Origin of the sequence: Allobosea sp. TAB14 (assembly GCF_052113865.1) — a bacterium.
Classification (GTDB): domain Bacteria; phylum Pseudomonadota; class Alphaproteobacteria; order Rhizobiales; family Beijerinckiaceae; genus Allobosea; species Allobosea spartocytisi.
On sequence record NZ_JBFRDQ010000063.1, the window covers coordinates 20,548 to 32,847 of the forward strand.

11 protein-coding genes are annotated in these 12,300 nt (G+C 67.6%); 1 reads left to right on the forward strand and 10 read right to left on the reverse strand.

From position 1 onward, the window contains the following. The first annotated feature begins 2 nt into the window (after positions 1-2). On the forward strand, positions 3-1,220 hold the full coding sequence (locus tag AB4Y99_RS11785; protein ID WP_441523444.1) for a GGDEF domain-containing protein: 1,218 nt from the start codon (positions 3-5) through the stop codon (positions 1,218-1,220). A gap of 184 nt (positions 1,221-1,404) precedes the next feature. On the opposite strand, the gene AB4Y99_RS11790 is transcribed toward AB4Y99_RS11785, so the two are convergent. From AB4Y99_RS11790 to AB4Y99_RS11835, 10 genes are all read right to left on the reverse strand, one after another. Next, positions 1,405-2,439 carry a GSCFA domain-containing protein gene (locus AB4Y99_RS11790; RefSeq protein ID WP_441523445.1) on the reverse strand — a complete coding sequence of 345 codons (1,035 nt, stop codon included), beginning with the start codon at positions 2,437-2,439 and terminating at the stop codon, positions 1,405-1,407. A gap of 97 nt (positions 2,440-2,536) precedes the next feature. Then, positions 2,537-3,997: a polysaccharide pyruvyl transferase family protein gene (locus AB4Y99_RS11795; protein WP_441523446.1), complete on the reverse strand. Its 1,461-nt coding sequence runs from the start codon at positions 3,995-3,997 to the stop codon at positions 2,537-2,539. Next, on the reverse strand, positions 3,994-5,178 hold the full coding sequence (locus AB4Y99_RS11800) for a glycoside hydrolase family protein (protein WP_441523447.1): 1,185 nt from the start codon (positions 5,176-5,178) through the stop codon (positions 3,994-3,996). Before AB4Y99_RS11800 ends, AB4Y99_RS11795 begins: the two co-directional genes overlap by 4 nt. Then, positions 5,175-6,353: a polysaccharide pyruvyl transferase family protein gene (locus AB4Y99_RS11805; protein ID WP_441523448.1), complete on the reverse strand. Its 1,179-nt coding sequence runs from the start codon at positions 6,351-6,353 to the stop codon at positions 5,175-5,177. The genes AB4Y99_RS11800 and AB4Y99_RS11805 overlap by 4 nt, the downstream gene beginning before the upstream one ends. A gap of 32 nt (positions 6,354-6,385) precedes the next feature. Then, positions 6,386-7,690: a glycosyltransferase family 4 protein gene (locus tag AB4Y99_RS11810; RefSeq protein WP_112764330.1), complete on the reverse strand. Its 1,305-nt coding sequence runs from the start codon at positions 7,688-7,690 to the stop codon at positions 6,386-6,388. A gap of 2 nt (positions 7,691-7,692) precedes the next feature. Further along, the gene (locus AB4Y99_RS11815) at positions 7,693-8,973 is read right to left on the reverse strand and encodes a glycosyltransferase family 2 protein (RefSeq protein ID WP_441523449.1); all 1,281 of its coding nucleotides are present in this window, start codon (positions 8,971-8,973) and stop codon (positions 7,693-7,695) included. Beyond that, complete coding sequence (locus tag AB4Y99_RS11820) at positions 8,949-9,878, reverse strand: hypothetical protein (protein WP_441523450.1); 930 nt, start codon at positions 9,876-9,878, stop codon at positions 8,949-8,951. The genes AB4Y99_RS11815 and AB4Y99_RS11820 overlap by 25 nt, the downstream gene beginning before the upstream one ends. A 4-nt stretch (positions 9,879-9,882) precedes the next feature. Continuing rightward, positions 9,883-10,650, reverse strand: a complete 768-nt coding sequence (locus AB4Y99_RS11825; RefSeq protein ID WP_441523451.1) for a hypothetical protein — start codon at positions 10,648-10,650, stop codon at positions 9,883-9,885. Further along, the gene (locus tag AB4Y99_RS11830) at positions 10,647-11,894 is read right to left on the reverse strand and encodes a glycosyltransferase family 4 protein (protein WP_112764333.1); all 1,248 of its coding nucleotides are present in this window, start codon (positions 11,892-11,894) and stop codon (positions 10,647-10,649) included. Before AB4Y99_RS11830 ends, AB4Y99_RS11825 begins: the two co-directional genes overlap by 4 nt. Next, positions 11,891-12,300: methyltransferase domain-containing protein (locus AB4Y99_RS11835; protein ID WP_441523452.1), on the reverse strand; the 410-nt coding region annotated here is incomplete at its 5' end. The genes AB4Y99_RS11835 and AB4Y99_RS11830, both read right to left, overlap by 4 nt.

Below are 12,300 nucleotides of genomic sequence, written 5' to 3' on the forward strand. Positions count from 1 at the left end.
CCGTGCCGCTGGACTACCATTCGCTGCTGACGGCCTTCACCCTTTCCGGCTGCGGATTGGCGGCCGCGTTCCTCGCAAGCTGGCTCGTCTCGCAAAAGGAACGCTTCCTGATGGCCTGGACCATCGGCGTCTCGCTGATGGCGCTCGGTGTGCTGGTCTATGGCGCCTATGGAAAGACGATGTCCCCGGCGCTCGGCGCCACCGGCTATACGATCCTGCTGATCGGCCTTGCCTTCGTCTTCGGCGCCGGCCGCGAGTTCCGCACCGCAATTCTGCCCTGGCGCGGCATGGTCGTGATGGCGGTCTCCTCCTCCGTCGCCATGGCCGTTCCCATGCTCGCCGGCTACAACGGCATCGCGATCCTCATGCTCAATGTCGCGGCGACGATCATCCTGCTCGTCACCGCCTGGGATTACTGGCTCGGCCGCGCGGAAGCCCGGCTGATGATCGCGCTGCTCACCGCCCTCTACGTCCTGACCGGGCTGTCCTTCGTCCCCTGCGCCGTCCTCCTGCTGCAGGACGGCCAATGGGTTCTGCCGCAAATTCCGGCGAACTGGGCCGAAGACCTCAATATCGGCATCTGCCTGACCACGCTTGCCGGCATCGGTGCCCTCTCGCTCGCGCTCAACCAGGCGCGGCTGGCGCGCGGCCACAAGCGCGACGCGGAAACCGACCCCCTTACCGGCCTGCTCAACCGGCGCGCATTGCTCGCTCGCCTGGCAGGCGAGATCAAGGGACCGGCCGCGCTGGTCGTCCTCGACGTCGACCGTTTCAAGATGATCAACGACGCCCATGGCCACCTCGCCGGTGACGACGTCCTGCGCGCCTTCGGTGAAATCCTGACCCTCTCTGCGCGCCCGCAGGATCTGGCCGCACGGCTCGGCGGCGAGGAATTCGCGCTGCTCATGCCCGGCACCTCGCTCGTCTCCGCCGCCATTCTCGCCGAAGGCATCCGCACGCGCCTCGCCAAGCGCTATTTCACCGGGAGCGCCGGCGCGTTCGACTGCACCGTCAGCGCGGGCGTCGCCCATACCGAAGACAGCGTCATCGATTTCGACGCCTTGCTGCACGACGCCGACAAGGCGCTCTACGCGGCCAAGCGCAATGGCCGCGACCAGGTCGCGATCAGCTCGGACGAAGCGGAGTTCCTGGCCCAGATCCGGCCACTGCCGGACGGCCAGCGCGGCTCCGCCGACATCGTCAAGCTCAGGACGGGCTGAGACGCCGCCGCAGCGACCTTCTCCCCACCGCCCGCGCCGGTCTCAACCCGGTACAGGCCGCGAGCCCGGCTCTGGCGCCCGCGAGCGGCGGCAGACACGAAGCCGGGCCTGTCCGCCTCAGCTCGAGCCGAAAGACGGCGATGGGAGCCGCGACCAGCAGCTCCAGGAACGGTCTGTCCGTTCGTCAGGCGGCCTGGGACTGTTCCTGCGGCGCAAGATAGGCTCTCTCGAAGGTCGTCATCACATGCGCGACCATGTCACGGGCAATGTGGAGCTGATCGTCCTGGAAGGCGATCGGCCGCGGCGAGTTGAGCACGATCTCGTAGCTCGGGAAGTAGTCGACGAAATCGTGGCGCCGGAACAGCTCCTCCGCCACCGCCCGCAGCACCGATTTCGAGGCGCTGTTGGCGACGATGACGTCGGCGTCCTTGAAGGTCGCGCCGAACGGCACCGGCGAAACCGTGACGACGAAGCGCATCTCCGGATGGCAATGCTCGCGGATCAGCCCGATGATCTCCTCCATGTCGGCGAGCGTCGCGTCGTAGCCGTAGTCCACGAAGCGGAAGCGCTCCGGCATCCGTTGCAGCCAGCTCGGCCCGGGATGCGCATTCATGGCGATGCCGGTTTCGGCGTCGAGCCAGGTCTCGGTCAGGCCGAGCGTGAAGAAGCAGACGCGCGCCTGCTTGATCTGGGCGGTCGCCGCGGCGAGGCGCTTGCGGTTGGCAAAGGCGTTCTCGCGATCGAGCAATCGCAACCCGCTGGCTTGCGGATCGAACCATTGCCCGGGCGCGAGCTCGATCAGCCCATCGTCGGGATAGCTCTCCCCGAGCAGGCTGCGCTTGAGCTCGTGTGTCATCGAGCGCACCGAATATTTGTTCAGCGCGCCCCGGCTGAGCTGGCCACGGTCGGCACCGCCGCCACGGCCGCTTTCCTCGTTCCAGCTCTCGAAATGCTCGGCCGGCACCCCGTGACCGTTGAGCAGCAGCTGCAGGCCGCGCATCATCAGGATATTCTCGACCTCGCGCGCAAAGCACGAACCCATGGTGAAGATCGGCCAGGAGGGGTCGATCTTGAATTTCGGCTTGTGCTCGATGGCGAGGTAGGCGCCCGTGGTCAGGCGCTCCTTGGCCATCTTTTCCGGCTTGCCCGAAATCCAGCCGCGTACGGGGTTGCCGCGCATGATCGAAAGCGCCGTGCCTGCATCATATTCGATCTTCATGATCGTCTCCTGACTGGTGAGAACGCGTAGGCTTGCAGTCTTGGCTCTCCCGGCCTGCGGACCTGCGAGGCGGGCCGGCCGTGATCCCGCCCGGCCCTCACATCCGGTGGGGAATACCGTTCCGGTCGAGGAAATTGCGCATCCGGTCGTAGGATCCGGCATAGCTCTTCGCCAGACCGTTCAGCGCCGCCTCCTGATAGACCGCGCGCCAGCCGCCCTCGGCCAGGGCCGCCTCCGGCACGACCGGGATCTTCAGCGTCTCGGCCAGCTCCTGGCTGCGCGTGTCATAGGCGACGAGCACGCCGGGCACGCCATGCGCCACGGCCGGCAGCACGCCATGGACGCGGTAGCCGACAGCAAGGTCCTGCGAGCGGGCAAAGGCGTCGTAATGCTCGACATCGAAGAAGGAGAACAGCTGCTTCTCGTAGATCCGGCGCATCGGGGCCTCGTCCGGCCCGCTCCACCAGCCGGTCTTGACGAATTCGGCAACCGCCTTCTCCTTGGCCGCGACGTCGCGCAGGAAGAACGCCTTCTCCTCCTGCTCGCCATGCGAGGACATCACCATCTCACTCTGGTCGTCGACCTTGAGCAGGGCGGCCTTCTGGTTGCGCAGATAGGCTTCCGGATCGGCGGTGTAGCTCTTGTCGGACTCGCGGCGCAGGCTGAACGCGACCTTGCGGATATCGCGCTGGTCGGGAACGCGGATCTGGAGCTCGCGGTTGCGGGTGCGGAAAATCGAGGGACAGCCCACCACCTCGACATTGCGGATGCCGTTCTGCCTGAGGGTCTCGGCACTGAAGGCGCCACGGACGCCGATGGCGGCCGAGCGCTCGGCCACGATCGACCAGAAGCGCCGCGAGGCCTCGGGGAGCTCGATCCTGCGGTTCTGGCTCGCCTGAGCGCCGACGCCGATGGCGTAGACCGGCAGCTTCACCTTCTCCAGCACCTCGACGGCGCGGAACCATTCCATGCTCTCATGGATGAAGTTCGAGCCGCGCACGAAGATGAAATCGAACTCGTTGGCATAGCGCGCGATGTCGGCCTCGGTCGGCGCCATGATCTTCATCGGCTCCAGATGCGCATAGCGCAGGAGCTTCAGCGTCGAATCATAGACGATCATGTCGCCGATGTTGAAATAGTCGCTGAGCAGCTTCTCCATCGGCGCGCGGTACCAGCGCACCTTGTCGTGGTCGTAGACCTCGCCGGCCGGATAGATCACCAGCGCGCGCAGCTTGGTCTCGGTCGGGATCGGACGCAGATTCGAGCCGGGTGCGAGCGTGCCCGTCGCCGCATCGGCAACCGCGATCGAGCGGAGGCGCCCCTCGGGCAGACGCGGCAGCGGAATCGCCAACTCGGCGACGGGCGCGTGGCCGGTCACGATCGCGCCGGGCTGGATCGTCGCGTAATCCTGCCCGTCGAGCATCAGCTTGAGCGCCGGCCAGCTTCCATCCGGCCGGCGGCCGACGGAGACGACGACCTCGCTCGTGGTCGCGCGCAGGATCTTGGTGGCGTTTTCCAGCGAAACGGCGGAGACAGGCGAGAGCACGGGCGCGTTCATGGGCCCTCCTTGACGAAACGAAGTTTCAGGCGAACCAGGTCGCGGTCGGGGCCGAGCTTGCAGCCGGTGACGTGCATCCGCGTCATGAACAGATAGGCCGTGTCGCCCGTCGTCTGGAAATTCCGCGAACGCGATTGCGGATCGGCGATGGCGCCATAGCCGTAGCGCAGCCGGTCGCTGCAATCCTTGCTCCACATCGTCGGATGCACGAGCAGCGTCTGCAGCCGCGACCAGTGGATCAGATCGTCTGACCAGCTATAGGCGACGCGGCCACCCGCAATGTTCTGGCGCGGATCCGGGCCGAGATGGAAGAGCGCGAGCCATGTCCCGCTCGCCTCATGCCGGGTGACGGAACCGACCGTGGTCGGCAGCTCCTTGAGCGGCTGGCACGGCCGCGCCCGGCTCAGATCGTCGCGGTAGGGGTCGACCGCCGGAATCGTGAAGTCCTGCCCGTCAAAGGCCCGCCACGTCGTCGGATCCTTGATGTCCGTGGACCGGAACAGGCAGACGCCGCTCTTCTGGCCCTCGCCACCGGTGGTCGCGATCAGCGCATACCAGGCGCCATCCCTCTCGACGATGTTCGAGGGGTTGAAGAAACCGCGATGCCGGCCCTGGTCGACATCCTGCCTGTAGGGCGGCGCCGCCACGAGAGGGCGCGGCTCGTCGGTCTTGAAGCTGCGCCCGCCATCATCAGACTGGGCCGCGGTGACGACGTTGTACCAGCAGCTCATTGCCTCCTTGAAGCGGCAGGCCCCGGGGTGCTTGTCGGCATGGTACTCGGCATGGATCAGCGCCTGGACATGGCGTCCGTCGTCGGTCCAGGTCGCGGCGATCCAGCTCTTGTCGCTGAACTGGCTGGGATCGGCGCTGTTCTTCGCCTCGAAGGAGACGGCGCAGCTCTTGCGGATCGAGGACAGGTCGGCCCCAATCAACGGGCGGCTGCGGTAATGGCTGGCAAAGGCGACGACCTCGCCCTTGTCGTCGCGGAAGGCACGCAGAGGCGCGTCCGGCAGATCCCATTCCTCGCAACGCTGGCGCGCCCAGGAGACGACCGTCTCCTCCTTCGCGTCGGGCGCGACCTCGAGCCGATAGGCAGGCGTCTGCGCCTCTGCGGCCAGAGGCGCCACCAGCAGCAGGAAAGCCGCCGACAGCGCGAGATGCGCGATGCGGGCGCCCCTCATGCCACCTTCCGCTGCGGCTCGGCCGCACGCGGCACCATCTTGTTGTCGACGCGGTTCTCGACGAGGAAGTCGCGCATCTGCCCGTAGACCTGGGCGTAAGCCGCGTTGAAGCGGTCGAAGCGGGACTGGTCCCAATACTCCTCCAGCCGGAAGTCCTGGCCGGAGAAGACGTCCACGCTCGGGATCTTGAAGGTATCGGCGAACTCGACGGTGCGGCTGTCATAGGTGAAGTAGATCGACGGCGTGCCATTGGCGAGCGCCATCAGATTGCCGTGCAGCCGGTAGCCGAGCACGAGATCGAGCCCGCGCACCAGTCGCTCATAGTCCGCGACCACGTCGGAATAGAACATGCGGTTCCGATAAAGGCCCTCGACCTGCTCATCGAGATACCAGCTGGTTGCCCAGGCATTGTCCTTGAGCGCCGCCATGGCCGCGGCCTTCTGCTCAGGTGTGCCCAGCGCGAGCTTCTTCTCCTCGGCCTCGCCCTGCGACATCAGCGTGACCTCGAAGCGATCCGCCATCGCCTTCACCAGATCGCGGTGGAAGGTGAGATAGCGCTGGATGTCCTGCGCATAGGTCTTGGAAACCTCGCGCCTGAGCGTGACGCCGGCGGTCTTGACCTGGTCGAGCGGCGGCAGGCGGATCGCGAGACCGGGATTGTTGTTCCGGAACGCGGTCGGGCAGCCGATGATGCGGACATTGCGGATGCCGAGATCGTTCAGCACCTCGGCCGAATACGTCCCGCGCACGCCGAGCGAAGCGGTCGAATCCGCGATCAGCTTGAGGACCGTCTTGCTATCCTCGCTCAGCTCCAGCTTGCCGCTGACCGGCGCCTGCGCGCCGATGCCGAAGGCGATGACCGGGATCTTCAGCCGGCGCAGCACGGCCGGGGCCTGTGCCCAGTCCATCTCCGCATGGACATAGTTCGAGCCGCGCAGGAAGACGTAGTCGTATTCGGCATTGAGCCGGTCGATCATCGCTGGATCGACATGGTCGATCGGCAAGGTGTCGAGCGTCTCGAAATTGAGCAGCTTCAGCGAGGAATCGAAGACGAAGGCGTCGCCGATATTGTGATAGTGATCGATGTGGCTGGCGAGATTGGCATAATCGTACCAGCGCACATTGTCATGGTCGTAGACCTCCCCGGAGGGGCTGATGACGAGGATGCGGGCCATGGACAGGTCTCCCCTTTTGTCTCGTTATGGTTTCAGGCGATCATCGCCGCGGGGTCTTGCCGCGCCTGCGCGGGGCGGCTGCGTTCGGCGATGAGGCGGCGATAGAGATCGAGATGCGTCTGTGCGCATTCGCGATGGCTCATCGGCCGCGTGATGCCGCCGCGCAGGCGCTCCCAGAGCCCCGGCTCGGTCAGGGCGCGGACCATGCAGTCGACGAGATCCTCGGGGCTGCCGGCGCGGAAATGCAGGCCGTCGACCTCGTCGGTGATCTTCTCGGCCATGCCGCCAAGCGCGCTCGCCAGGATCGGGCGGCCGTGGAAGAACGCCTCCTGGATCACGATCGGCGAGTTCTCCCACCAGACCGAGGGCATCACCACCCAGTCGACCGAGCGCATCAGGTTCGGCATCTCGTGGTTCTGGAAGGCGCCGCAGAAGCGCACGCGCCGGCCGGCGCTCTCGACCAGCTTGGCGAACTTGTCCTGATAGGCCTGCGGCTGGCGCTCCAGATTGCCGCCATAGACCAGCAGCATCGCATCCTCGCCCCAGACGGAATCGGGAATGCGCGTCACCGCGTCGATCAGCACGTCGGCGCCCTTATAGGGCGTGAGCTGGCCGAAATAGGCGAAGCGCGAGCGCCGCTCCTTGCCTTCGGGCAGGGGCCGCGGCGGGGCGGTGCTGGCCACGTCGATGCCGTTCTCGATCACCGAGAAGCGCTCCTCCGCCAGTCCCCAGCCGACATAGCGGTCGACGAGGAAGCGACTCGGCGAGACGAAATGGTCGGCCAGCCCCAGCATGCCCTTGATGAAGGTCTCGCGCGCCAGGAAGCGGGCCGGCGAGATGTCGGGAAAGCAGGCGTTGCAGTCGGTCGGCGAGGCCCGGTAGCAGAGCTTGAAGGCGCCGGTCTTCACCATCTGGCCGTGATGGTGGCAGATCGAGAGATATTCGTGGAAGGTGACCACGATCAGCGCATCGGGCAGCGCGTCGCGCACCGCGAACAGGCATTCGAGCCCGAGCCCGATGAAGTGGTGGAAATGCACCACATCCGGCTTCAGATCGTGCAGCACGCGGACGAAGTCGCGCTCGATCTCCTCCGTGGCACGGTTGGAGATCAGGAAATGGTCGTAATCCTCGGCGTAGTAGAGCAATTCCCCGCCGCGTTGGCGCAGGCTCATCAGCGCCGTGCCGGCATGACGCGGCGTCGGCGCGCCGACACGGGCGAGATAATGGGAATCGATGCCCTCGCCCGCCTGCAGCCCCTTGTGCAGGTTGTAGGACGCCACCTCCGCCCCGCCCAGCGAGAGCGAGGGATGGGCGTGCGATATCACGAGAACCCGCATCCTCAGCCTTTCATGTTGGAAATCGCGAGCGCCCAGCGCCGGTCGAAGCTCGTCCGGTCGGCGAGCCTTGCCAGCGCGCCGGCATGCGGCGCAGCCGTCTCGGTGTCGTCGACCGCGTAGACCTCGACATCGGGCACCCAGAGCGAGGGCGAGCCCGCCATCCTGAGCTTGAGGCAGAGATCGAGCCCCTTCTCCGCCGTGGTGAAGTAATTGCGCGCGAAACCGCCGACCTCGATGAAAGCGGCGCGCGACAGCACGCAGCATTCGCTCGCCCCGGCCGCGACCTCCATCGGGCCGAGATTGCCGACCGCATCGAGCGGATAGCCGACGAAGCGGTTGGCGATGCGCCGGCTCGTGCCTTCTCCTTCCAGCCAGGCGCCGGCCCAGCGGATGGAGTCGTCCTCGAACAGCAAGGTCGGGCTGGCGACGCATTGCCCGCCACGGGCGCGATAGGCTCTTTCGAGCCGTCCGAGCCAGCCCGGCATCCGGATCTGCGCGGCCCCCGAGAGCAGCACGACCGTCTGGAAGCGGCAGGCGCGCACGCCAGCCTCCAGCGCGTCGCAGGCATCCTCGACGCCTTCGACCGCGACGAGGCGCACCGACAGCCCGTAGAAGCGCGCGAGCCGCCGCGCTTCCGCGCCGACGCGGTCGAAGCTCTCGGAGGGCGCCGCGATCGCGATCGGCAGCGGCCGGACTTCCGGATCCATCGCCAGCAAGGCAAAGAGCGCCGACAATTCGCGCTGGCGATGGTCGAGGCCGATGACGAGGCCGAGCGGCGCCTCCGCATCGAAGGGGCCGACATCGAGCGTCTCGACGGCGCGCGGCGGCACGATCTCGGCCGCCTGCAGGGCCGGCGCGATCTGGCGCTCGACCACCGCATTCGCCGTCGAGGAACGCGGATCGAGCAGGCCGAGGACGCGCTCCAGCGCCCGCCGCGGCTGGGCGCGATTGGGTTCGAGCGGCAGGAAGGCCGGACCCGTACCCTGAACCTCGAAGGCGAGATGAAGCGGCTGCCCAGGCTCCGGCAGGAGCTTCGGTGCGAAGACGATGAAGCCGTGGCTGTTGCGCCGCGCCGCCAGCGCCGGGCCGAAGCGCGGATCCTCCATGAAGGCGGCGGTGACGTCCGGGCGCTGCACGCGCGTCCAGAGCCGGTCGACGGCGCAGGACTGGCCGCCGCTGCGCAAGGTGACCGCATCGACCCGGCGCTCCGGATCGAACAGCCAGCCGATGATCAGCACGCCGGTATCCTCGACGACCGTCACGGAGTCGATGCCGGCACGCACCGGCTCCTCCAGCAGACAGACGGTGTCGCGGCCGTCGAAGCGCTGCGAGGCACGCCTGAGCCTGTCGGTGGTGGTCTGGGGCGCCGTGCCGCGCGCCAGCCCGTCGCGCAGATGGCCGGGAACCGTGATCGGCTCGAGCAGGACGTAGCGCTCATAGACCTCGAGCGCCCGCCAGCCATCGCTACCGCGGAAATAGAGCCGCTCGATCTCGCCCGGCTGCTGGACCTGGCAATCCTCGAGCAGGCCGAAGAAGCCGCGCGCGCCCTCCCCAGATCGCCCCGCTCGAAAGTTCCGGCTTCGAGATGGGCCGGAGACAGGCCGCCATGCGCGATCAGGAGCTTGAGCCGCCCGGCGGCGAAATCGGAGGTCCAGCCCTGCAGGAAGATGCCGTCGCCCTCCAGCGCGCCCATCACCTCGACGAAGCCTCCGGGCCGCGCGACGGTCTGCAGCAGCATCGCCACCGCCCTCAGGCGACGCGGATTGGGCGCGCCGGTCAGCAGCACTTCGAGCAGGCCATCGACCACGCTCGGAAAGGCCTGGCCCGCATCCTCGGCGAGTTCGGAGAGGAAGGTCTGCAAGGGCTGCGGCTTCGCCGCCAGGATCAGGCGCAGGGGACGGCCAGGGCGGCCGATCAGCAGGGCGCCGGTGCCGCTATTGTCGACGCTGGGCGCGGGCGCGAGGCAGAGGAAGCCGGTGGCCGCCAAAGGCTCGGCCCCGGGCCGGCGCCAGCTCAGCACCATGGTCTGGGCGCGGTTGCGCGGATTGCCGTCGACCGCGACCGGAACCTTGGCCGGAATGGCGTCGCAGGCGCTGCGGACAAGAATGGCGTTCTCGCCGAGCGGCGTCCAGGCGACGATCGGCGCCGGGCTGACGGACGTCCTTTCCGGAACGATGACCTCGCTCATCGCCTCAACCTCCCCAGAGCGTCACGGCAAGCGTGGCGAAGGACATCACAGCGGCGAGCGTCGAGAGGAAGCCGAGGATCACTGTAACCTGCCGGAGCGGCGCGCGCGCCTCCTTGCGGATCGCCATGAGGCGCTCGTCGAAGGCGCGCAACGTGCCGTCGAAGCGAAGCTGGAAGACGTCGAGCTCGCCGAGGCGGCGCACGATCTCGCTTTGCGTCTCGGCCTCCACCTTGCTGGCCTCGGCGAGGGCGTTGTTCTCTTCGAGACGCGCCGCGATGCGGTCGAGCTTCTCGTTCAGCTCCTTCTGGACGAGCTGGGCTCGCCGGTTGAGCGCGATCAGCACCTCGACCTTGTCGAAGAAGCGGGCGAGCGGCACGGCAATCGCGGCCTCCGCCGCCAGCTCGTCCGCCGCCGGCAGGCGCAGTTCCAATTCGGCCCCGGTCGCCGGCGAGATGCCGACGACCTTGAGGCGGCCGCGTGCCGCGACCAGCCTCTCGTCGAGTTCCATGGAGAAGGCGTGCTTGCCGTCGCCGATGCCGTTGCGACGCAGATCGATGCGACTTTGATCCGCCTTGGCCTCCAAAGCGAGCTTGCCGTCGCAATAAAGCTTCACCGTGACGGCCTGGTCGGGACGGGTCTCGTCCCAGATCCAGCCATGCAGGCGGTCGCCGTCGAGGGCGTCGATCCGTCCGTTCAGCTTCGCCGGCTCGACATTCGGCGCGTCGACGCGCGGCAGCCGGAGTTCGTTGTTCTGGTTGGTCGCGGTCGTCATGCGGCCTCCGCGAGCTTGAGGCTGTCGAAGAGGGCGAGATGGCGGGCAGCGCATGCGGCGAGCGAAGGCTGCTCGGCGATGCCGTGGACGAGGCGCTGCCACAGCCCGGCCTCCTCCATCGCCCGGCGCATGGTGCGGGCGAGCGCGGCCGGATCGCCCGGCCGGACATGCAGCCCGTCGATCTCGTCGCGCACCATCTCGGCCATGCCACCGATATCGCTGACGATCAGCGGCCGGCGATGCTGGAAGGCTTCCTGGATGACGAGCGGCGCGTTCTCCCACCAGATCGAGGGCATCACCACCCAGTCGATCTCGGCCATCAGCGCCGGCACCTCGTCGCGGGCGTAAGCGCCGCAATGGGTGACGACGCCTTCGGTCCCGGCGAGCGCGGCGTCGAGTGCGCTGGTGAAGGCCTCGCTCTGGAACGGCGCGCCGCCATGGATGCGCAGGCTGAAGCCGCTCTCCCCCGAAGCCTGAAGAATCCTGGCCGCCTGCAGCAGCGGCAGCACGCCCTTCCAGGGATTCAGGTTGCCGAAATAGCCGAAGCTGGCGCGCCGGCCCGTCGCGCGACGATGCGGAACCGGCTCCTGCGCCGGGCGGGCATTGGCGAAGACCTCGATCCTGTCGCCCGGCAGGCCCCATTCGATATAGCGCTGGCGCAGGAAACGGCTCGGCGCGACGAAGTGATCGACCGCCGCCAGATGCGTCTTGATGAAGCGCTCGCGCAACAGGAAGCGGTCGGCGCCGATCTCGGGGAAGCAGCCATGGCAGCCCGCCGGCGAGGCGCCGGCGCAGCGCTGCCGGTCGCCGGGCCGCACCATCAGCCCGTCATGGTGGCAGATCGGATAGTAGTCATGCAGCGTCATCACGATCGCCGTCCGTGGCAGCAGCCGGCGCGCCAGCGTCAGGAATTCCGCGCCGATCAGGGCGAGATGATGGACATGGATCACGTCCGGGCGGAACTCGCTGAGCAGCGTCCCCAGGTCCTGCAACGTGCCGTAATGGTCGATCTGGCTCATGTGGAAGCGGTCGTAATGCGCGCTCCACAGCACCACGTCCTCGCCGACCGATTGCAGCGCCGTGCCCGGATGCGGCTCCCGATGGATCGTGTTGGTCGCGCCGAGGAAGAGCACCTCGCAGCCCTGCTCGCGATAGGCGCCCGCAAGGTCATGCGCGAAGATCTCGGTCCCGCCCGGATGCAGCGCGGGGTGGTTGTGCGCGACGACGAGGATGCGGCGGCTCATGGCCGGCCTCCCGGCTTGGTCGCGATCAACACGTCCTGGTAATGCGCCGCGCTGATACCGCGCCAATGCCCCGGACGCAGGGCCTCGACGGCAAGCCCGGCCTGCATCGTCTGCTCCAGCAGGAAGCTCGCATCGATCCCAGCCGCCGCAAGCGGCGCCTCGTCGATCGCATACCAGCCCGGCCCGTCCTGCCAGCGCTTGAACGAGAGGCGCTCCTGGCCCGTGCTGCCGTCGATCGCAAAGGCGGTGAGGAAGAGCCGGCCGCCCGGCGCCAGCAGGCGCGAGGCTTCCTGCAGATAGACCACGAGCTCGTCGGGCGGCAGATGCGTCGCCACCGAGATCATCGTCACGAAGTCGAAGCTGCCATTGGCGAAGCCGAAGCGGACCTCGTTGCCCGGCAGCGACC

Bases quoted from the DNA above. Each gene is read 5' to 3' on its own strand.
- AB4Y99_RS11800 (WP_441523447.1), bottom strand. From the start codon at position 5,178: ATGAGGGGCGCCCGCATCGCGCATCTCGCGCTGTCGGCGGCTTTCCTG.
- AB4Y99_RS11805 (WP_441523448.1), bottom strand. From the start codon at position 6,353: ATGGCCCGCATCCTCGTCATCAGCCCCTCCGGGGAGGTCTACGACCAT.
- AB4Y99_RS11795 (WP_441523446.1), bottom strand. From the start codon at position 3,997: ATGAACGCGCCCGTGCTCTCGCCTGTCTCCGCCGTTTCGCTGGAAAAC.
- AB4Y99_RS11830 (WP_112764333.1), bottom strand. From the start codon at position 11,894: ATGAGCCGCCGCATCCTCGTCGTCGCGCACAACCACCCCGCGCTGCAT.
- AB4Y99_RS11820 (WP_441523450.1), bottom strand. From the start codon at position 9,878: ATGAGCGAGGTCATCGTTCCGGAAAGGACGTCCGTCAGCCCGGCGCCG.
- AB4Y99_RS11790 (WP_441523445.1), bottom strand. From the start codon at position 2,439: ATGAAGATCGAATATGATGCAGGCACGGCGCTTTCGATCATGCGCGGC.
- AB4Y99_RS11810 (WP_112764330.1), bottom strand. From the start codon at position 7,690: ATGCGGGTTCTCGTGATATCGCACGCCCATCCCTCGCTCTCGCTGGGC.
- AB4Y99_RS11825 (WP_441523451.1), bottom strand. From the start codon at position 10,650: ATGACGACCGCGACCAACCAGAACAACGAACTCCGGCTGCCGCGCGTC.